The 19,725-nt window shown below is 71.7% G+C and carries 18 protein-coding genes and 2 tRNA genes; 17 read left to right on the forward strand and 3 right to left on the reverse strand.

All coding sequences use genetic code 11. The annotated features are described in order from the left end of the window. Positions 1-37 precede the first annotated feature (37 nt). Together ACFVGY_RS16515 and galE are read left to right on the forward strand one after the other, a co-directional pair. A complete protein-coding gene (locus ACFVGY_RS16515; RefSeq protein ID WP_385677164.1) occupies positions 38-1,660 on the forward strand; it encodes a glycosyltransferase family 2 protein in 1,623 nt (540 codons plus the stop codon). 61 nt (positions 1,661-1,721) lie between these two features. After that, positions 1,722-2,723 carry a UDP-glucose 4-epimerase GalE gene (gene galE, locus ACFVGY_RS16520; RefSeq protein WP_385677167.1) on the forward strand — a complete coding sequence of 334 codons (1,002 nt, stop codon included), beginning with the start codon at positions 1,722-1,724 and terminating at the stop codon, positions 2,721-2,723. Between the two features lie 133 nt (positions 2,724-2,856). Here galE and ACFVGY_RS16525 read toward each other — a convergent pair whose 3' ends face one another. Together ACFVGY_RS16525 and ACFVGY_RS16530 are read right to left on the reverse strand one after the other, a co-directional pair. Beyond that, positions 2,857-3,987 carry a glycosyltransferase gene (locus tag ACFVGY_RS16525; protein WP_385677261.1) on the reverse strand — a complete coding sequence of 377 codons (1,131 nt, stop codon included), beginning with the start codon at positions 3,985-3,987 and terminating at the stop codon, positions 2,857-2,859. An 86-nt stretch (positions 3,988-4,073) separates the two neighbouring features. Beyond that, a complete protein-coding gene (locus ACFVGY_RS16530; protein ID WP_385677170.1) occupies positions 4,074-6,953 on the reverse strand; it encodes a CDP-glycerol glycerophosphotransferase family protein in 2,880 nt (959 codons plus the stop codon). Between the two features lie 157 nt (positions 6,954-7,110). Here ACFVGY_RS16530 and ACFVGY_RS16535 point away from each other — a divergent pair, with 157 nt between their 5' ends. The 7 genes from ACFVGY_RS16535 to ACFVGY_RS16565 all read left to right on the forward strand — a co-directional run bounded on the left by ACFVGY_RS16535 (position 7,111) and on the right by ACFVGY_RS16565 (position 13,729). Beyond that, entirely contained in the window at positions 7,111-8,172 is a 1,062-nt protein-coding gene (locus ACFVGY_RS16535; protein ID WP_385677172.1) for a glycosyltransferase family 2 protein, read from the forward strand. Between the two features lie 4 nt (positions 8,173-8,176). Next, a complete protein-coding gene (locus ACFVGY_RS16540) occupies positions 8,177-8,617 on the forward strand; it encodes a GtrA family protein (RefSeq protein WP_385677175.1) in 441 nt (146 codons plus the stop codon). Positions 8,618-8,698: 81 nt separating this feature from the next. After that, positions 8,699-9,826 (forward strand): glutamate 5-kinase, encoded by a 1,128-nt coding sequence (gene proB, locus ACFVGY_RS16545; protein WP_385677178.1) that lies wholly within the window; start codon positions 8,699-8,701, stop codon positions 9,824-9,826. A 96-nt stretch (positions 9,827-9,922) separates the two neighbouring features. Further along, positions 9,923-10,315: a hypothetical protein gene (locus ACFVGY_RS16550; protein ID WP_385677181.1), complete on the forward strand. Its 393-nt coding sequence runs from the start codon at positions 9,923-9,925 to the stop codon at positions 10,313-10,315. 288 nt (positions 10,316-10,603) lie between these two features. Next, positions 10,604-11,881 carry a glutamate-5-semialdehyde dehydrogenase gene (locus tag ACFVGY_RS16555; RefSeq protein WP_385677183.1) on the forward strand — a complete coding sequence of 426 codons (1,278 nt, stop codon included), beginning with the start codon at positions 10,604-10,606 and terminating at the stop codon, positions 11,879-11,881. A 77-nt stretch (positions 11,882-11,958) separates the two neighbouring features. Then, positions 11,959-12,510 carry a hypothetical protein gene (locus tag ACFVGY_RS16560; RefSeq protein ID WP_385677186.1) on the forward strand — a complete coding sequence of 184 codons (552 nt, stop codon included), beginning with the start codon at positions 11,959-11,961 and terminating at the stop codon, positions 12,508-12,510. A 67-nt stretch (positions 12,511-12,577) separates the two neighbouring features. Next, positions 12,578-13,729, forward strand: a complete 1,152-nt coding sequence (locus ACFVGY_RS16565) for a hypothetical protein (RefSeq protein ID WP_385677189.1) — start codon at positions 12,578-12,580, stop codon at positions 13,727-13,729. Here ACFVGY_RS16565 and ACFVGY_RS16570 read toward each other — a convergent pair. Further along, positions 13,713-14,801, reverse strand: coding sequence for a M48 family metallopeptidase (locus ACFVGY_RS16570; protein ID WP_385677191.1), 1,089 nt, complete (start codon positions 14,799-14,801; stop codon positions 13,713-13,715). The genes ACFVGY_RS16565 and ACFVGY_RS16570 overlap by 17 nt on opposite strands. 141 nt (positions 14,802-14,942) lie before the next feature. Here ACFVGY_RS16570 and ACFVGY_RS16575 point away from each other — a divergent pair, with 141 nt between their 5' ends. The 8 genes from ACFVGY_RS16575 (at position 14,943) to ACFVGY_RS16610 (ending at position 19,677) form a co-directional block, all read left to right on the forward strand. Beyond that, the gene (locus tag ACFVGY_RS16575; RefSeq protein WP_360622288.1) at positions 14,943-15,110 is read left to right on the forward strand and encodes a hypothetical protein; all 168 of its coding nucleotides are present in this window, start codon (positions 14,943-14,945) and stop codon (positions 15,108-15,110) included. A gap of 67 nt (positions 15,111-15,177) precedes the next feature. Next, a complete protein-coding gene (gene nadD / locus ACFVGY_RS16580) occupies positions 15,178-15,795 on the forward strand; it encodes a nicotinate-nucleotide adenylyltransferase (RefSeq protein WP_385677194.1) in 618 nt (205 codons plus the stop codon). A gap of 26 nt (positions 15,796-15,821) precedes the next feature. After that, positions 15,822-17,627 (forward strand): LCP family protein, encoded by a 1,806-nt coding sequence (locus ACFVGY_RS16585; RefSeq protein WP_385677197.1) that lies wholly within the window; start codon positions 15,822-15,824, stop codon positions 17,625-17,627. A gap of 130 nt (positions 17,628-17,757) precedes the next feature. Continuing rightward, positions 17,758-18,201: a ribosome silencing factor gene (gene rsfS, locus ACFVGY_RS16590; RefSeq protein ID WP_360622294.1), complete on the forward strand. Its 444-nt coding sequence runs from the start codon at positions 17,758-17,760 to the stop codon at positions 18,199-18,201. A gap of 80 nt (positions 18,202-18,281) precedes the next feature. Further along, the gene (locus ACFVGY_RS16595; RefSeq protein WP_385677264.1) at positions 18,282-18,896 is read left to right on the forward strand and encodes a histidine phosphatase family protein; all 615 of its coding nucleotides are present in this window, start codon (positions 18,282-18,284) and stop codon (positions 18,894-18,896) included. A 123-nt stretch (positions 18,897-19,019) separates the two neighbouring features. After that, positions 19,020-19,092, forward strand: a tRNA-Ala gene (locus ACFVGY_RS16600). 144 nt (positions 19,093-19,236) lie between these two features. Further along, positions 19,237-19,470 (forward strand): hypothetical protein, encoded by a 234-nt coding sequence (locus ACFVGY_RS16605; RefSeq protein ID WP_382646438.1) that lies wholly within the window; start codon positions 19,237-19,239, stop codon positions 19,468-19,470. 134 nt (positions 19,471-19,604) lie between these two features. Next, positions 19,605-19,677: transfer RNA gene (locus ACFVGY_RS16610), tRNA-Ala, on the forward strand. Positions 19,678-19,725: the final 48 nt, after the last annotated feature.

The following is a 19,725-nucleotide window of genomic DNA, read 5'->3' on the forward strand; positions in this document are numbered from 1 at the left end:
TGAGGTGATGTTTACCCTGGTCGCCTAGGATCCACGGGTGAGCAGCACCCTTCCTCCCAGCGTCTCCGTCGTCGTGATCGCGTACAACGACGCCGAGCTCGTGGGCGAGGCCGTCACCTCGGCACTCGCCCAGGGCCCGGTCGTCGCCGAGGTCATCGCCGTCAACGACGCCTCGTCCGACGGCACCGACCGGGTGCTCGACGAGCTGGCCGCCGTCCACCCCCGCCTCAAGGTCGTGCACCGCACGGAGAACAGCGGCGGGTGCGGCACCCCGCGCAACGACGGCATCGCGGTCGCGACCTCCCCGTACGTCCTGTTCCTCGACAGTGACGACGTCCTGCCGCCCGGCGCGGCCGAGGCCCTCCTGCGGGCCGCCGAGGAGCACCGCGCGCCCGTGACCGTCGGCGCCTGCGTACGCCGTGAGCTGCCGCAGTACCACGACACGCCCTGGGTGCCCGGGCTGTACACCCCGGGCGACGTCATCGACCGGCCGGCCGACCGGCCCGAGCTGGTCCGCGACACCCTCTGCGTGAACAAGCTGTACGAGCGGTCCTTCCTGGAGAAGCACGCGATCCGCTTCCCTGACGGCCGGTTCGTCTACGAGGACTTCGCCTTCACCGCGCGCGTCCTGGCCGCCGCCCCCCGCATCGCGGTCATCGGCGACCTCGTCTACGTGTGGCACGTGCGCCGCAGCGCCGCCCAGGTGTCGATCTCCCTGGACCGCAAGGACGTCTCCAACTGGCGTTCCCGGATCGAGGCCCACCGCACCGCGCACCGGATCCTCGCCGACTCCTCCCCGGAGCTGGGCCGGGCCTGCCAGGTGAAGTTCCTGGAGTACGACCTGCGCATGTACCTGCGCGAACTCGGCACCGACCCCGGCTACCAGGCCGCCTGGTGGACCCTCACCCGCGACTACCTGGACTCCTTCGACGACGCCGTCGTCGAGGCCGCCGGGGCCCACGCCCGCTGGATCGTGCGCGTGCTGCGGGCGACGCCCGAGCCGCCCGCCGACGTCGCCCGGCTCACCCGGTTCGCCGCCGAGCCGCCGCGGCTGCTGCCCCCGTACGCGACCGGTCCCGACGGCGGGCCGGTGTGGAGCGAGGAGCTCCCCGTACCCCTCGACGGGCTGGACGGGCTGCCGGTCGCCGACCTGCCCGTCACGGTCGACGCCGGACCGGCCGGCAGCGGTCTGCGGCTGCGGGTGCGGGTGCACGACCTGTACGGGCGCCTCGCGCAGGCCGGGCCGCGCACCGTCCGGCTGAGCTTCGTGCCCCGCTCGGGCGGTGAGCCGGTGCTCGACCGGCCGGTGGAGCTGCGGCCCACCGCCGACGGCGACGGCTGGACCTGCGAGGTGCCGTTCCACCTGACGGCCGTGGCCGCCGCCGGGCGCCGCCAGGGCCGGCGCGGGATGCAGGCCTGGAGCGTGCAGGTGGGCGTGGACTGTGCCGACGGGAGCTCCCTGGTCACCTCCCCGCGCCCCCTCGACGGTCTGCTCCGCCGCAGGGCGCTGCTCAGCAGCAGGTACGGTGTTCTGCTGGCGCAGCCGTTCCGCACGGCCGGGGGTTCCCTGGCACTGCGGCTCGCGCCGGGCGCTGCGGGCGCGCTGAGCCTCGTACGCAGCCGTCTGTACCGGGCCCGGGCAGGCCGCGCGGCGGGGTGAAGACGGCAGGCGGCCTCCGGACCGCCGCCCAGATCAACGGAAACGGACTCGGGAGAAACGCATGACCTTTCTGATCACCGGTGGCGCCGGCTACATCGGCTCGCATGTCGTCCGCGCGATGCAGCAGGCCGGGGAGCGGGTCGTCGTCCTCGACGACCTGTCCACGGGCAACGAGGACCGTGTCCCGGAGGGCGTCCCGCTGGTGATCGGCTCGGTCCTGGACCGGCTGGTCCTCGACGAGACCATCCGTGAGCACAAGATCACGGGTGTGGTGCACCTGGCGGGCAAGAAGCAGGTCGGCGAGTCCGTCGAGAAGCCGCTGTACTACTACCACGAGAACGTGGAGGGCCTGCAGGTCCTGCTGGGTGCGGTGGCCGAGGCCGGCGTCCGGAACTTCCTCTTCTCCTCCTCCGCCTCCGTGTACGGCATGCCCGACGTGGACCTCGTCACCGAGGAGACCCCGTGCGCGCCGCTGAGCCCGTACGGCGAGACCAAGCTGGCGGGCGAGTGGCTGGTCCGCGCGGCCGGCAAGGCGCACGGCATCTCGACGGCCTGCCTGCGCTACTTCAACGTGGCGGGCGCCGCCAGCCCCGAGCTCGCGGACACCGGCGTCTTCAACCTGGTCCCGATGGTCTTCCAGCGGTTCGACTCCGGCGAGGGCGCCCGGATCTTCGGCGACGACTACCCGACCCCGGACGGCACCTGCATCCGCGACTACATCCACGTCGAGGACCTGGCCGAGGCCCACGTGGCCGCGGCGCGCAAGCTCGCCGAGTGGGGGGCCGCGGGCGAGTACCGGGACCTCACGGTCAACATCGGCCGCGGTGAGGGCGTCTCCGTGCGGGAGATGGCCCGGCTGCTGAACGAGGGCACCGGGCACGACCACGATCCGGTGGTCGTGCCCCGCCGGCCCGGCGACCCGGCGAAGGTCGTGGCTTCGGCCGACAGGATCCACGCGGAGCTGGGCTGGAAGGCCAAGCACGACGTCCGCGAGATGATCACCTCGGCGTGGGCGGGCTGGGAGGCCAACCGCAAGGGCGCCCAGCACCACTCGGAGCGCTGAGTACCAGCCGCCCCGGGTCTTTTCGCACGGACGAAGCCGCCCGCCCCCTGTAGCGAAGGGGGCGGGCGGCTTCGTCCGCGGGGCCGGGCCCGGGTCCGGGCCGGGAGCCGGCCCGAGGCCGGGCGGGGGCCGTTCAGCGCTCCAGGAACGCGAACAGCTCCTCCCACCGGTCGGTGATCTCGGTCTCGGAGAACCGCTGTACGGACCGGAACGCCCGGTCGCCGAGCCGGTCGCGCAGCTCCCGGTCCGCCATCAGCACGCGCAGGTGCCCGGCCAGCTCCATCGTGTTGCCGAGCCGGGCCAGCAGCCCGTCCTCGCCGTGCGAGACGATCTCGCGCACGCCCGGCGCGCAGTCGAACGCGGCGACGGGGACGCCCGCGGCCATCGCCTCCAGCAGGGTGATCGGGAAGCCCTCGGCCCGGGAGGCCTGCGCGAAGACCGATGCCCCGCGCAGCGCGCCCAGCACGTCGTTCGTGCTGCCCATCCACTCCACCGAGTCGTCGATGCCGAGCGTGGTGCAGTGGGCCCGCAGCGTGGCCTCCTCCACACCGGCGCCGTAGATCCTGAGGACCCAGTCGGGGTGCTGCGGGGCGGCCTCGGCCCAGGCGTCCAGCAGCAGGTCCACGCCCTTTTCGAAGGCGAGGCGGCCGACGCTCGCGACGACCTTCACGGTGCGCGGGGCGGGGGAGTCCGGCATGAACGGCAGCGGGTTCGGCATGCTGGAGACGTTCTCCATGCCGGAGCGGATCCACAGGTCCGCGTCCTCCGGGGTCAGCACCAGCAGCCGGTCGACCCCGCGGTAGTGGCGGCGGACCCGGTCGCCACGGGTGGACTTCTGGCTGGCCTCGTACGATTCGTGGCTCATGCCGATGACGGTGTGGCCCTTGGTGTCCGCGAGCGCCACCCACTCCATCGCCCAGACCTGGGTGACGATCACGACTCCGCCGGGGCGGGCCGTGCGCAGCAGGGCGCTGAGCTCCTCCGCCTTGGCGCGCATCAGGGCCCGCCGGGCCGCCTGGCGGCGCCGCTCGGGGGCGTTGAGGCGGCCCTTGATGCCGCGCAGGCGGCGTGCCTTGGGCGGGTGGGCGTCGTACAGGGTGGTCATCGTGTACGGCAGGTCCTGCGGCAGCTTCTGCCGGATCTCCTCGGCGACCGGGGCGATGCCGACGAGGTGCACGCGGTGGCCGCGGTCGGTGAAGAGCCGGGCCATCTGGTGCGACCAGGTCGTCACGCCGCCGAGCTCGTCGACGCTGTTGGAGACGATGAAGACGTCACGGCCGCCGGCCGTTTCGGCGGCCGTCGCGGTCCCGGTGGCCGCTGCGGCCTCGGCTGCCTCGGCGGTCTGCTGGCTCACTTGCCGCTCCTGGTGAAGAACTTCTCGACGATCTGGCGTGCCGCGTCCCCGCGGTCGTACTCGCCGAACTCGGTGAGGAAGCGCTGGCGCGCCTCCGCGTACTTGGCGTCCGCCTCGTCGAAGGCGGCGATGGCCTGGAAGAGTTCGTCCGCCGTGGCCACGACCGGGCCCGGGGCCTTCTCCTTCAGGTCGAAGTACGTGCCGCGGATGTCGCCCGCGTAGGCGTCGTAGTCGTAGGCGAAGAACAGCATCGGCCGGTCCAGGACCGCGTAGTCGAACATCACGGACGAGTAGTCGGTGATCAGCCCGTCGGCGAGGGCCAGCAGCGGGGTGATGTCGTGGTGCCCGGAGACGTCGACGACCCGGTCCCCGACCGACGGCGGCAGGGAGACGCTGTTCAGGTAGTGGGTGCGCACCAGCAGGGTGAAGCGGTCGCCGAGCCGGTCGGCGAACTCCTCCACGTCGAAGGGGAACTCGAAGCCTTCCACGGCGCCGTCGGCGTTCGCCCGGAACGTGGGGGCGTACAGCAGGACCTTCTTCGCGGGGTCGATGCCCAGTTCGGCGGCGAGTGGTCCGCGGACCCGCTCCCCGCTCTGGGTCTCGGCGCGGTGTGCCTCGACGAGGGCGTCGTTGCGCGGGTAGCCGGTGCGCAGCAGCACCTCGTCGCGCAGCCGGAAGCCCTTGGCCAGGGTGCGCACGTCGTGCTCGGAGCGGACCAGGAAGTGGTCGAAGCGGTTGACTGCGGCCTGGAAGCGGTCCTGGCCGGCGCGGCCCTGGGCCTTCGTGCGGGGCTCGTGGAAGCCCATCCGCTTGAGGGCGGAGCCGTGCCAGGTCTGGATGTACGTCGTCCCCGGGCGCTTGGCCAGCGCCAGCGGGAAGCCTTGGTTGTCGATCCAGAACTCGGCCTGGGCCAGGGCCCGCAGGTAGGGCCAGCTCCAGCGCTTGACCAGGGTGGCCTCCTTGGGGAAGCCGGTGGGCTTGGCGCCCGCGTACGACCAGATCGCCTCCACGGCGACGCCCTGGCGGACCATCTCCTCGTAGATCGCCTTCGGGCTGTCGCTGTACTGCTTGCCCATGTGGCTCTCGAAGACGACCGTGCCCTTCTTGATGGGCAGCTTCGAGAAGACCTCGTGGTAGACCTTCACCTTCTGCTCGCCCGAGCCGAGGTTCCGGCGGGCGCGCAGGGCCCGGCGGAGGGTCTTCTTGACCACGCCGGCGGTTCTGCCGTGCATGGCGCCGCTGATCAGGGCCTGGGTGCGGACGGCGGCGGGGCCCTCGGCGATCAGGACGTAGGAGAGGTTGCCCTTCTTGGTCACCTCGGGCTCGAAGCGGTCGGAGACCAGCCGGGTCAGCCGCGGGCGCACGCGCAGCCGGGCCGCCGACTCCAGGTCGAGGCCGCCGACGGAGACGCGGGTGGTGAGGCGGTCGCTGCCGGCGGTCAGCTTCAGCCGGACGTCCCAGACGGCGTCGATGATGCCGAGGGGGCGCACGGTGCTGCCGATGTCGGCGGTGCCCTCCCACTCGATCGTGTCACCGGTGTGCCGGACGGATTCCACCGGGAAGCTGAAGGACCGCACGCCGACCTGGCGGCGGGCCCGGAACTCCAGGCTGGCCTTCAGTTCCGCTTCCGGCGCGATCCGGCCGAGCGGGTTCACGACGGAGCCGGCCAGGGTCACGCTGCCGCGGCCGTCGTCCTCGTACGAGGTCAGGCGGTTGCCGAGGGCGAGGGAGGAGAGCGGGGTGGTGTGGAAGCCCTGCTCGGTGACGTCCAGTATCCGGCGGGCTTCGGTGTCGGCCGGGTCGTCGATGTGCGCGGCGCACCAGTAGACGCGCCCGTCGCGCTCGGCGAGCGGCGAGGTCAGCCGGCCCTTGTTGATCATGGCGTCGGCGGCCGGGAGCAGGTTGTCCCAGTCCTCCTTGCCCAGGAGGTAGGCGCAGATCGCCTGGAGGTGCGTGACGTTGTCGTAGGCAGCCGGGTCGATGCCGGCGAGGTAGCCGTTGGCGAGGCGGGCGAACTCCTGGCGGTACGCGTCGCCGAGCAGCGGTAGGTCGCGCAGGTGGAGCACCAGGTCGTGCTTGAGGAACTTGGCGTCCTTGGCCGTCTTGATCTCGGTGAAGCCCTTGGCGGCCAGCAGCTCGTCGACGCGGCGGTGGATCTCCATCCGGTGGACGAAGTTCGCGATCTCGTGGCGGCGGTTGCTGATCGACTTGGTCGCGGCCTTCTCGACCACGTTCCAGTAGTAGACGTGGTTGGGGATCAGCGTGATGCGGCGGGCGGCGACGTACGCCTGGGCGGAGAAGAGCAGGTCCTCATAGTGGATGCCGACCGGGAACTCCAGGCCCTGCTCCAGCAGGAACGCGCGCCGGTAGCACTTGTTCGTGGAGAGGGTGTCGTACACCAGGAGGTCGGGGTCCTCGGTGATCGACTCCAGGGTGCGGGTGCGCGAGTAGATCCAGGGGTACCACTCGGTGGTCTTGCCCCAGCGGTTGTCGAGGTGCACGCGCACGCACATGCCGGAGACCAGGTCGGAGCCGGTCCGCTCGGCGGCGTCCAGCATGTTCCGGCAGGCGTTTCGTTCCAGCACGTCGTCGCTGTCCAGGAACATCACGTACGTGCCGGTCGCCTGCCGGATGCCGTGGTTGCGCGGGGCGCCGCAGCCGCCGCTGTTCTCGGGCAGCCGGAAGGCCCGCACCCGCCCGGGGTGCGCGGCTTCGAGTTCCTGGGCGACCGCGAACGACCGGTCCTGGCTGCAGTCGTCCACGATCACGACTTCGACGCCGTGCAGGGTCTGGTCCAGAACCGACCGCACGGCTGTCGGCAGGCGCTCTGCGTCGTTGTAGACGATGACGACCACGGAGACGTCAGGCACGTGCACCTCGATCCCTTCGTTTCATTCCGCTTAACCCGTCAAAGCTACCGTGTGCCGCGCTCGGATCCGGCCTGCCGACCCCGGCGTGCATACTTCTGAGGAAGAGGTGAGTGGCGGGTCCGGTCGCCGACAATCACCCGTTCGGACTCCGCAGGAAGTGTTCATGACGAAGCTGTCCGTAGTTGTCCCCTGCTACAACGAAGAAGCCGTGATCGACAGCTTCGACGCGGAGATCCGCAGGGTCCTGGACTCCCTGCCCGTCGCTTACGAAGTCTGCTATGTCGACGACGGAAGCCGCGACGGCACCCTCGAAAAGCTCCGCAAGATCGCCGCCGAGCACGGGGACCACACGCGCTACGTCTCCTTCAGCCGCAACTTCGGCAAGGAGGCCGGCATGCTCGCCGGCCTGCGCGAGGCCACCGGCGACGCAGTCGTGATCATGGACGCGGACCTCCAGCACCCGCCGGAGCTCATCGCGACCATGCTCGACTACTACCGCCAGGGCCACGACCAGATCATCGCCCGCCGGACCCGCGAGGGCGACAAGAAGGTCCGCTCCGCGCTCAGTCGCCTCTACTACCGGGGCGTCAACCGCTGGGTCGACGTCGAGCTCACCGACGGCGTGGGCGACTTCCGGATGCTGTCGCGGCCGGCCGTGGACGCCCTGCTGTCGCTGCCGGAGTACAACCGCTTCTCCAAGGGCCTCTTCTCCTGGATCGGATTCGACACCGTCCACTTCGACTACCGCAATGCCCAGCGCGAGGCCGGCGAGACCAAGTGGAAGTTCGGCTCGCTGCTGAACTACGCCATGGACGGGCTGATCTCCTTCAACAACCGCCCGCTGCGCATCGGCATCTGGGCAGGCGTGTCGCTGGTCGCGCTGACCGCCCTGTACGCGGTGTGGATCGCGGTCATGGCCATGACCGAGGGCGTCGACGTGCCCGGCTACGTCACCCTCGTGGCGATCATCGTCGGCATCGGCGGCGTTCAGATGATCATGCTGGGGCTGATCGGCGAGTACATCGGACGCATCTACTACGAGACCAAGCGCCGCCCGCACTTCCTGGTCAAGGAGGCGCACGGCGCCGATCCGCAAGCCCGGCCGGCCGCGGTCCGCGCCGAGCCGGACGGCCCGGCGCACGCGCCGGCCGAGCGCGAGCGCGGCGGCCTGGCGGTCTCGGGGACCAGCCAGGAGACCGTCCCGGCGAAGAACGAGGCCCACTGAACCCATGAAGGAGCAGCTCGGCCAGATCTTCCGCTTCGGCCTCGTCGGGGCCGTCAACACCGGCACCTTCTTCGGCATCTACCTGCTGCTGCACCCGTGGATGCCGTACTTCCTCGCCTACACGCTCGCCTTCCTGCTGGCGATGGTCGGTTCGTTCTTCATGAACACCTACTTCACCTACCGCACCCGGCCGACCTGGAAGAAGTTCTTCCTCTTCCCGCTGACGAACGTCACCAACTACGTCATCCAGTCCGCCGGCCTCTACGCCCTCGTCACCTGGGCCGGCATGGACACCCGGATCGCGCCGCTCGTCGCCGCCGTCGTCGCCATCCCGTTCACCTTCCTGCTCTCCCGCAAGATCCTCGTCCCGGGCGGCCGGAAGCGGACCGGGGACGCCCCCGCGCCCGAGCGGGAACCCGGCGACCCGAGGTCGTCCAGGGTCTGAAACCGGTGCGCGGCCATCCGCGCCCACCCCGTAGATTGAGGTGGCAGACGTACGAGCACGGCAAGGGGCAAGGGGACAGACGTGTCAGCGGCTAGGCAAGGTGTCGTGGACGCCCGCAGGATCGTGGTCAAGGTCGGCTCCTCGTCCCTGACCACCGCGGCCGGCGGGCTCGACGCGGACCGGGTGGACGCCCTGGTCGACGTACTGGCCAAGGCCCGCAGCGGCGGCGAGAAGGAGATCGTCCTCGTCTCCAGCGGCGCCATCGCCGCCGGCCTCTCCCCGCTCGGCCTGCGCCGCCGCCCCACCGACCTGGCCCGCCAGCAGGCCGCCGCCAGCGTCGGGCAGGGCCTGCTCGTCGCCCGCTACACCGCCTCCTTCGCCCGGTACGGGGTCCGCGTCGGCCAGGTCCTGCTGACCACGGACGACACCAGCCGGCGCGCCCACTACCGCAACGCCTACCGCACCCTCGACCAGCTCCTCGCGATGGGCGCCCTCCCGGTCGTCAACGAGAACGACACCGTTGCCACGGACGAGATCCGCTTCGGCGACAACGACCGGCTCGCCGCCCTCGTCGCCCACCTGGTCCGGGCGGACCTGCTCGTCCTCCTCTCCGACGTGGACGGCCTGTACGACGGCGACCCCTCGCTCCCCGGCACCACCCGGATCGACGAGGTGCGCGTACCGGCCGACATCGCACACGTGTCGATCGGCAGCGCCGGCAAGGCCGGCGTCGGCACCGGCGGCATGGTCACCAAGGTGGAGGCCGCGAGGATCGCCGCCGCGGCCGGTATCCCCGTCGTCCTCACCTCGGCGACCCAGGCCGCCGACGCCCTCACCGGGCGGACGACCGGCACGTACTTCCACGCCACCGGCCGCCGCTCCGCGGACCGGTTGCTGTGGCTCCAGCACGCGTCGACCCCGCAGGGACACCTCGTCCTGGACGAGGGCGCCGTCGCCGCGGTCACCGAACGCGGCAGCTCCCTGCTGCCTGCCGGGATCGCCGCCGTCGAGGGCGAGTTCGTCGCCGGCGACCCGGTGGAACTGCGCGCGCCCGACGGCCGCCCCGTGGCCAGGGGTCTGGTCAACTTCGACGCGAGGGAACTCCCGCAGCTCCTCGGCCGCTCCACCCGCGAGCTGGCCCGCGAGCTCGGACCCGAGTACGAACGCGAGGTCGTCCACCGGGACGATCTGGTCCTGCTCCAGGGCTGAGGTTCGGCAAAACCGCCGCGCGGCGGGCCCGGGACTGGTCAACTGTGAGGGGCGGACATGCCGGCGGCAGGAAGTGGTGCAGACAGGAGGCGGCTGGTGAGACGAGCGCTGACCAGCATCAACGGCGGCGGGGACGAACGCGACGAACCCTCCCGCCTCTGGCACGTCACCCTGAGCGTCTCCGGCAAGCCGGCGCCGCTGTCGGAGGTGCGGCGTGGGCTGGAGCAGCTGGCCCACGACCATCCCTTCCTCCTGACCAGCAGATACGCCGACGACCACGCCGAGATCCGGTACTGGGAGGAGGCACGCGACCTCCACGACGCGGCGGCGGTCGCGCTGCGGCTCTGGGGTGAGCACCGCTCCTCGGCGCAGCTCCCGCCGTGGGAGATCGTCGGCCTGGAGGTCATCGACCGCGCGACGTACCACCTCCGCGTGGCGGAGGGCTACGGCCCGCCCCCGGCCCACCCGGTAGGCGTGCACCCGTACTGACCCCCGGCCGGGGGTCAGCCCGACGCGGGGCCGCCGGCGCAACCCCGCGGACCGGGGCCGGCCGTGCCGCCCCGTGGCCTGGGGCCGCTCGTGCCGACCGCCGACGGGGCCGCCGGTCCGACCCCGTACCCGGGGCCGGTGCGCCGTGGCCCGCCCGCCCCCGTCGGGGCGGGCCGGCCCGTGGCGCGGGGCCGTGCCCCGGGCCGAGTCTCGTGGGGTGTCTCTGGGGGTGTCTCGGGGGGTGGAAAGGGCGTCGGTCGGGGAGGAACCGGGGACTACCCTGGCGGCATGACCTCGCTCGATGCCACGACCTCCCCCGTCCTCGCCACCGCACACCGCGCCCGCACCGCGGCCGCGGCCCTCGCCCCCCTGCCGCGGTCCGCCAAGGACACCGCGCTCCTGGCCATCGCCGACGCGCTGGAGGCCCGTACCGACGAGATCGTCGCCGCCAACGCCGTCGACACCGACAAGGCCCGGGCGGCCGGCACCAGCGAGACGGTCGTCGACCGCCTGACCCTCACCCCGGAGCGGGTCCGCGCCATCGCCTCCGACGTGCGCGACGTCGTCGCCCTCCCCGACCCCGTCGGCGAGGTCGTCCGCGGCTCGACCCTCCCCAACGGCATCGACCTGCGCCAGGTACGCGTCCCGCTCGGCGTCGTCGGCATCATCTACGAGGCCCGCCCCAACGTCACCGTCGACGCCGCCGCCCTCTGCCTGAAGTCCGGCAACGCGGTCCTGCTGCGCGGCAGCTCCTCCGCGTACGCCTCCAACACCGCCCTCGTCAGCATCCTGCGCGACGCCGTCGAGAGCACGGGCATCCCCGCCGACGCGATCCAGCTCGTCCCCGGCGAGTCCCGTGACTCCGTCCGCGAGCTGATGCGCGCCCGCGGCCTCGTCGACGTCCTCATCCCGCGCGGCGGCGCATCCCTCATCAAGACCGTGGTGGAGGAGTCCACCGTCCCGGTCATCGAGACCGGCACCGGCAACTGCCACGTCTACGTCGACGCGCAGGCCGACCTCGGCACGGCCGTGGACATCCTCATCAACTCCAAGGCCCAGCGGCCCTCCGTCTGCAACGCCGCCGAGACCCTCCTCGTCCACCGCGACATCGCGGACGCCTTCCTGCCGCTCGCCCTCGACGCGCTCGCCGACGCCGGCGTCACCGTCCACGGCGACGACCGCGTCCTCGAAGCCGCCCGCGACTCCAAGGTGACCGCGCTGCGCGCCAGCGACGAGGACTGGGCGGCCGAGTACCTCTCGTACGACATCGCAGCCGCCGTCGTGGACTCCCTCGACGACGCCGTCGCCCACATCCGCCGCTGGACCTCCGGGCACACCGAGGCGATCGTCACCACCTCGCAGGCCGCCGCCCGCCGGTTCACCCAACTGGTCGACTCGACCACCGTCGCCGTGAATGCCTCCACCCGGTTCACGGACGGTGGCCAGTTCGGCTTCGGCGCCGAGATCGGGATCTCCACCCAGAAACTGCACGCCCGCGGCCCGATGGGCCTTCCCGAGCTCACCTCCACCAAGTACATCGTCACCGGCGACGGTCACGTCCGGTAGCGGACCCCTGAACTCCGTGTGGCCGGATTTCGGCTGACAGCCTGCCCAAGGGAGCCCCTCAGGTCTACGCTGGTCCCGTGCCGGACGACGTGGGGGGCAAGCACCCGGACAACGGGGAGCCCGACGACGACCGCGGAGGCGCGGATTTCGACTTCGCCTCCGTGGTGCTCGACGAGGACTTCGTCCGGAGGGCCGAAATCCATGAACCCAGCGCGCTGGAACGCCAGCGCGCCGCCGACCGGGCCCGCGCCGAGGCCGAGGCCGCGCGTGCCCTGCCCGGTGGCTGGACCTCCGACGAGGACCCCGAGGGCTACGGCTACGGCCGCCCCGACGGCCACGGCCTGGACGACCCCGCCTGGGAGTACGGCTACGGCCCCGGCCACCCCGACGCCCCGTACGGGGCCTACGGGGGCAGCCTCCGCCCCTACCGCGGCCGCTCGCCGTGGCTGCGCCCGGTCGCCTGGGTCCTCGCCGTCGTGATGGGCCTCGGCATGGTCGCCCTCGCCTTCAGCGCCGTCTACCGCAGCGCCTCCGGCAAGTCCGAGCCCGCTCCCGCGCCCGCCAGCACCCCGCTGAAGGAAGTCAGCGGCGTCGGGGCGTTTATGGACCCCGCCGGCCGCCAACCCTGAAGGTACGACCCCACTCCCGTTCACCGGAGCAGGGGGCTTCTCTGAAGCGGGACCAGCGGGAGAAGCAATGGCCGTGCCAGCAGATCCACCCGACGGCACCTCCGACGGCCTCGGCGGGGGCGACGAGGAGTTCCGGCGGGACGACTACGAGTACGAGTACCGGTCCGTGGTGTTCGACGAGGACTTCGTCCGGGCGGCCCGCCTCCAGGAGTTCTCCGCCCAGGAGCGGATGGGCGAGCACGCCCGCGCCGTGCGCAGCCGTTCCCTCTGGTCCGGTGGCGGCTCCGCCCGCCCCGGAAACGGCACGCCCAGCCGATCCGCCCGGCAGGGGCTGCTGCTCGTGCTGCTCATCGCCCTGGCCTTCGCCTCGGCCGTCTACCTGGGCCTGCGCAATCCCGCCGCGTCCGCACCCGACACCAGGACCGAGCCACTGACCAGCACGGTCGTCCCCCTGGCGCCCACCGCCCCGGTGCCCGGAGGGCGGCCCGTCGACCTGTTCGCGAAGAGCCCGGCGGCCGACTACCGCGTCGGGGCGGCCGGGATCGCCCTGCCCGCCGTGCGCCGCACCCGGCACTTCACCGACGGCCAGGTCGTCACGGCCCTGTCCATCGCCAAGGACTACCTGGTGCAGTCCTCCCTCGACCCGGACGTCCTGGCCGGCGCCGCCACCCGGCCGGTGCGCGTCCTGGTCGACCCCGACCAGCTGGACCAGTTCGACCGCAGCATGGCTTCGCCCTCCGGCGACGGGCGGCACGCGGCCACCGGCTGGCTGGTCCGCTTCGAGCCCGGCACCGCCGCCGTCGCCGACTCCCGCGTCCGGGTGAACGGCAACCTCGCCTTCGAGGAGGTCTCCCCGGACGTGCTGGAGGTGACCACCGACCACACCTTCGTGTACGCCGTACGGCCGGCCACCGGTGGACCGTCCGCCGTGGACGGGGCCTCGCTGTTCACCGTCCGACGCGAACTGCGGCTGCGCTTCGACCGGGAGGACCTCGCGACCCGGCGGGTCGAGCTGGTCTCCGCCTACGTCATGGCCGGACCCCAGGCCTGCTCCCCCGAGCCCGCGGAGGGCTTCCGGCCGTTGCCGGCCGGAGCCGGGCCGCCCACGGTCGGCCCCGCCGCGAGCGACCCCTACGCCAGCGGACACCCGCGGCGCAGCACCGGCCTCTGCGGCGTGCTGGCCCCGGCGGCGACGACCGCTGCTAGTCCCGGGGGGTAGCGTCCCCTCCCTGGCCCGCGGCAGCGGAGCCCGAGCCGGTCCCGGATCCGTTCGCCCCGGTGAACCTGTCGCGCAGCCGTCCGCCGAGGTCGGCCGTCCCGCCGGCGATGTCGCCCACGAGCTTCATCAGCGGGTCCTTGCTGGTGCGCACCGAGTCCGCGTAGTGCGCGGCGGACTGCCGGAAGGAGTCCGTGACCGAGGCGTCCTTGTCCTCCTCCCGCCGCGGGTAGTGGCCGTCCATGATCCGCTGGAAGTCCCGGCTCTCCGACCACTTCTTCAGCTCGGCCGCCCGGACGGTGGTGAAGGGGTGCGTCCGCGGCAGCATGTTGAGGATCTTCAGCACGGAGTCGCGCAGGTCGCCGCTCTGCTCGTACTCCTCGGCCTGGGCCAGGAAGGAGTCCACGTTCATCTCGTGCAGGTGGTTGCCGCCCGCGATCTTCATCAGCCCGCGCATCGAGGCCTGCGGGTCCTGGCCGACCAGCAGGCCCGCCCGGTCCGCCGACAGCTCCGACTTGCGGAACCACTCCCGCAGCGCGGTCACTATCGCCGTGATCGCCACGTTGCCCAGCGGGATCCACGCCACCTTCAGCGCCAGGTTCGTCAGGAAGAGCAGCACCGTGCGGTACACGGCGTGGCCCGACAGTGCGTGGCCCACCTCGTGGCCCACGACCGCCCGCATCTCCTCCTCGTCCAGCAGCTCCACCAGAGCCGTGGTCACCACGATGATCGGCTCGTCCAGCCCGATGCACATCGCGTTCGGCTTGGGATCCTGCTGCACGTACATCTGCGGGACCTTGTCCACGTCCAGGATGTAGCAGGCGTCGCGCAGCATCTCGTACAGGTGCGGGAACTGCGTCTCGCCCACGCGCACCGACTCCGACAGGAACAGCAGCCGCAGGCTGCGCTCCGGCAGCAGCGCGCTCATGGCCTTGAACACGGTGTCGAACCCGCTCAGCTTGCGCAGCGCCACCAGTGCGGACCGGTCCGCCGGGTGCTCGTACGCCCGCGAGGAGATCCCGGGGAACCTCCTGCGGTCCCGTGCCGGTGCCTTCTCGAAAACCGTCCCGCTCATGACGCCTCCCCCTTGATCGGCCAGCTCTTCACTTGCGTCTATCCTCTCCAACGCCTGAGTCGGCGCGAGCGTGCCCCAGGCCCCCGCATACGATGTGAGCGAAGTCTCCGCCCGCTCCCCGACTCGATAGGTATCTCCCTGATGAGCCTCACGTCCACCGCCCACTCCCTGGTTCTCCTCGCCTCGGAGGGGGCCGAGCAGCACGGCGGCAACCACGACAGCCTGAACCCCTACCTGACCGGCGGTGGCGCCCTCGTCATCCTGCTGCTGATGCTCTGGGTGACCACGCGCCTGAACCGCGACCGCTGAGCCCCGCTCGCGCACGCGCTCGAATGCGAGCCCGCACCGCTCCGCCGGGCCAGTAGGCTCTGCGCTCATGGGAGAGCAGGAGATGCCTACCGGTCCGGTCAAGCGCCGGCTCGGCGTGATGGGCGGGACATTCGACCCGATCCACCACGGACACCTGGTGGCCGCCAGCGAGGTGGCCGCCCTGTTCCACCTCGACGAGGTGGTGTTCGTACCGACCGGTCAGCCGTGGCAGAAGTCGCAGCGGGCCGTGTCCCCCGCCGAGGACCGCTATCTGATGACGGTCATCGCGACGGCTTCGAACCCGCAGTTCTCGGTGAGCCGCATCGACATCGACCGCCCCGGTCCGACGTACACGATCGACACCCTGCGGGACCTCAGCGCGCTCAACCCGGACGCGGACCTGTTCTTCATCACCGGTGCCGACGCCCTCGCGCAGATCCTGACCTGGCGGAACGCCGACGAACTCTTCTCCCTGGCCCACTTCATCGGGGTCACCCGGCCGGGCCACGTCCTCACCGACGACGGGCTGCCCGAGGGCGGGGTCTCCCTCGTGGAGGTGCCCGCGCTGGCGATCTCGTCCACGGACTGTCGCACCCGGGTAGCACAGGGCGACCCGGTCTGGTATCTGGTGCCCGACGGTGTGGTGCGCTACATCGACAAGCGTGAGCTGTATCGGGGAGCCTGAGCTTCCGGAACAGATAGGGGCCCGCGGTGAACGATCGACAGCAGCCGTACGACCCGTACGCCTCCCAGGAGCAGCAGCTCATCGGCTACGACGCGTACGGGCGGCCCGTGTACGGCCAGGCGCCCCCGCAGCCCGCCGCACCGCAGGCGCCGCAGGCGCCGCAGGCGCCGCAGTACGACGCGTACGGCCGGCCGTACGACTACGGCTCCGGCGGCGGCCCGTCCTACGGCGGGCAGCAGCAGTACTACGAGCCACCGCGGCCCGCCCCGCAGAACCAGCCGCCGGCACCGGGCCAGAGCACCTACGACGGCCACGGCGGGTACGACGGGTACGGCGGTCAAGGCGGCTACGACGGGTACGGCGGCTACGAGTCCCACCCGGCCCCGCAGGCCCAGCAGCCGCAGCCGACCCTCCAAGCCCAGCAGTGGATCCCCCAGCAGGCCGACCGGGAGCCCGAAGTGCCCGCGGCCGCCCCGGGGCAGTCCCGGACCCCGCTGGTCCCCGAGCCGCGCCGCGCCGACGACGGGGCCGGCGACGGTGACGGTGACGGGGCCGACGGTGCTCCCGACTACCGCACCGAGCAGTTCGCCTTCCTCGACCAGCCGGACGAGGATTCCGAGGACGTCATCGACTGGCTCAAGTTCACCGAGAGCCGCACCGAGCGCCGCGAGGAGGCCCGCCGCCGCGGCCGCAACCGGGTGATCGCCCTGATCGTCGTCCTCGTCCTCTTCGTGATCGGCGGCATCGGCTACCTCTGGTACGCGGGCAAGCTGCCCTTCCTCGACGGCCCCGGCCGGCAGAAGGACGCCGTGGCCGCCGCCGGGCCGCAGAAGCGCGACATGATCGTCGTGCACGTCCACAACACCAAGAAGGGCGGCACCTCCACCGCCCTGCTGGTCGACAACGTGACGACGCAGAAGGGCGCCACCGTCCTGCTGCCCAACACGCTCGGCGTCCCGAAGGACGACGGCACGGGCACCCCGCTCGGCAAGGCCGTCGAGGAGGGCGGCCTCGGCGTGCGCGAGTCCCTCGACTCGGTGCTCGGCACCCGCATCGGCGGCACCTGGCGCCTGGACACCCCGTTCCTGGAGAACCTGGTCGAGCTGGTCGGCGGCATCGACGTCGACACCGACACCGCGGTCCCGGCCGACGACGCCGTCAAGGCCCCGGCCGTCGCCCAGGGCGCCAAGCAGCACCTCAGCGGCGCCATGGCCGTCGCGTACGCCACCCACCGGGCGAAGAACGAGCCGGAGGCCAAGCAGCTGGAGCGCCTCGGCAAGGTGCTGTACGGCACCCTCCGCAAGGTCCCCGGCGATCCGAAGTCGGCGACGCTGACGGTCGAGAGCATGGGTCAGATCCTCGACCCGTCGCTGAACGCCCAGACCCTCGGCACCATGCTGTCCAAGCTGGGCGAACACGCCAAGGAGGGCCCCTCCGGGTACCGCACCGACGTGCTCGGCGTGAAGCCGGACGGCACCCTCACCGACGACGCCAACAAGAACGTGGTCAAGGAGGTGCTCGGCGGCAGCTTCACGGCCGCCCAGGCGGGCACCGCCCCGCGCGTCGGCCTGCGGGACGCCAGCGGCGACGAGAAGACGCAGACGGCGGCGAAGGCCGCGCTGATCAACGGCGGCTACACGTTCGTCGAAGGCGGCAAGGCCGCCGCGACCCAGCCGGCGACGCAGATCACGTACCAGGACGAGGCGCAGCGCGCGAAGGCCGTCGAGGTCGCCAAGACGCTGGGGCTGCCGGAGACGGTGGTCAAGAAGGGCGAGAACGCCGTGAACGCCGACGTCGTGGTGACCCTGGGCAAGGACTACGAGCCGTCCTGACCCGGTCCCGGTCGGGGCTCCGGCAGGGGAGCCCGTGGTACCGCCGCCCGCGCCGGACGTTCGCGCGGGTGGCGTCGGCGGTACATGAGACCCTTGTAGGGATCTGCCCGCCAACCCGAAAGCATGGCCAGTGACCGCCACGGACCGCTCCATCGAGCTCATCACCACCGCCGCCCAGGCGGCGGCCGACCGGCTCGCGCACGACATCATCGCGTACGACGTCAGCGACGTGCTGTCGATCACCGACGCCTTCCTGCTCGCCTCGGCGCCCAACGACCGCCAGGTCAAGTCGATCGTCGACGAGATCGAGGAGCGCTTGCTCAAGGAGCTCGGCGCCAAGCCGGTGCGCCGCGAGGGCGACCGCGACGCCCGCTGGATCCTGCTCGACTACGTCGACATCGTCGTCCACGTCCAGCACAGCGAGGAGCGGGTCTTCTACGCGCTGGAGCGCCTGTGGAAGGACTGCCCCGAGATCGAGCTGCCCGAGGACGCCAAGCTCACCAAGGGCAAGGCGGAGGAGTACGCGAAGCTGCGCGAGGCGCAGGGCGACGACCTGGACGGTGATCTGTTCTGAGCGCAAGCCCCGACACGAGCACGAGCGCCCGTACGGGCGAGGGCGCGGCCCCGGCCGCCCGCACCGGCCGGAAGGTCGTCCTGTGGCGGCACGGCCAGACCTCCTGGAACCTGGAGCGCCGCTTCCAGGGCTCCACGGACATCCCGCTGACCGAGACCGGTGTGGCGCAGGCGCGCCGCGCCGCCCGGCTGCTCGCCTCCCTGAAGCCGGACGCCATCGTGGCCTCCGACCTCCAGCGCGCCTCCGCCACCGCCGCGGAGCTGGCCGCCGTCACGGGCCTGTCCGTGGCGCACACGGCCGCGCTGCGGGAGACGTACGCCGGTGAGTGGCAGGGACTCACGCACGACGAGATCCTGGAGAAGCACGGCGAGCAGTACACGGCGTGGAAGCGCGGTGAGCCCGTCCGCCGCGGCGGCGGCGAGCTGGAGACCGAGGTGGCCGACCGCGCCGCCCCGGTGGTGCTGGAGCACGCCGGGCGGCTGCCGCAGGGCGGCACGCTCGTCGTGGTCAGCCACGGCGGCACGATCCGTACGACCATCGGCCGGCTGCTCGGGCTCGCGGCGCACGACTGGGAGAGCCTGGGCGGGCTCTCCAACTGCTGCTGGTCCGTCCTGGGCGAGGGCGCCCGCGGCTGGCGCCTGCTGGAGCACAACGCCGGCACGCTGCCGGAACCGGTGCTCGGCGACGACGACTGAGCTGCGGCCGGGCCACGTCCGGAGGCCGCCGGGACCCGGATTTCGCTTTCGGGCCGGTCACAGGCTAGAGTTCTTCTTGTTCGCAGCGCAGAACACCGGAAACGGGGGAGCGAGGCGGAGAGCGGGGCTATAGCTCAGTTGGTAGAGCGCCTGCATGGCATGCAGGAGGTCAGGAGTTCAATTCTCCTTAGCTCCACAATCAGGATCCCGTCCCCAACAGGGGGCGGGATCCTTGACGTTTGATCCCCGTGCGCTTGCTGACCTGCCGCGTACCCGCGTGGCAGAATCGGACGGCCGGCGGGGGAGTCGACGGCCCGACGCGGGAGGGAGTCGCTGACGGATGGGTGCACACCGGCGGCGGTGCGACTGGTGCAACAACGGCACGCCGATCGTGCGGGACATGGACCCGGTCAACGCCGACTACCAGTACTGGTGCGAGGAATGCGCACGGGCGCTGATCATAAAAGGCGACCCGATCGAGACGTACCGGGAGCTGGAGGGCGAGCCGATCTACGGCCGGCTCCTCGACGAGCACTGCACGCTCAAGCGGTTCTACCAGTTCGCCCGCGCCTGACGGGCTGAAACGGACAAACCGACCCCTGAGAAACCGATTTTGGGAGTTGGGTCAGGGCCGTGTAATGTTCTCGATGTCGCCAGGGGGAACCGGCAAGGGAAACTGAGAAGGGGCCCGGCGGCAGAGAGAAACAAGGGGCTATAGCTCAGTTGGTAGAGCGCCTGCATGGCATGCAGGAGGTCAGGAGTTCAATTCTCCTTAGCTCCACAGTGAAGATTCGGGGCCCCCCGGAACGGGGGGGCGCCGCTCGGTTGT

The organism is Streptomyces sp. NPDC127106, assembly GCF_042677605.1.
Classification (GTDB): domain Bacteria; phylum Actinomycetota; class Actinomycetes; order Streptomycetales; family Streptomycetaceae; genus Streptomyces.

Excerpts from the sequence above, each read along its gene's own strand:
- ACFVGY_RS16565 (WP_385677189.1), top strand. The coding sequence starts at position 12,578 with ATGGCCGTGCCAGCAGATCCACCCGACGGCACCTCCGACGGCCTCGGC.
- ACFVGY_RS16575 (WP_360622288.1), top strand. The coding sequence starts at position 14,943 with ATGAGCCTCACGTCCACCGCCCACTCCCTGGTTCTCCTCGCCTCGGAG.
- galE (WP_385677167.1), top strand. The coding sequence starts at position 1,722 with ATGACCTTTCTGATCACCGGTGGCGCCGGCTACATCGGCTCGCATGTC.
- ACFVGY_RS16540 (WP_385677175.1), top strand. The coding sequence starts at position 8,177 with ATGAAGGAGCAGCTCGGCCAGATCTTCCGCTTCGGCCTCGTCGGGGCC.
- nadD (WP_385677194.1), top strand. The coding sequence starts at position 15,178 with ATGGGAGAGCAGGAGATGCCTACCGGTCCGGTCAAGCGCCGGCTCGGC.
- ACFVGY_RS16535 (WP_385677172.1), top strand. The coding sequence starts at position 7,111 with ATGACGAAGCTGTCCGTAGTTGTCCCCTGCTACAACGAAGAAGCCGTG.
- ACFVGY_RS16605 (WP_382646438.1), top strand. The coding sequence starts at position 19,237 with ATGGGTGCACACCGGCGGCGGTGCGACTGGTGCAACAACGGCACGCCG.
- ACFVGY_RS16570 (WP_385677191.1), bottom strand. The coding sequence starts at position 14,801 with ATGAGCGGGACGGTTTTCGAGAAGGCACCGGCACGGGACCGCAGGAGG.
- ACFVGY_RS16555 (WP_385677183.1), top strand. The coding sequence starts at position 10,604 with ATGACCTCGCTCGATGCCACGACCTCCCCCGTCCTCGCCACCGCACAC.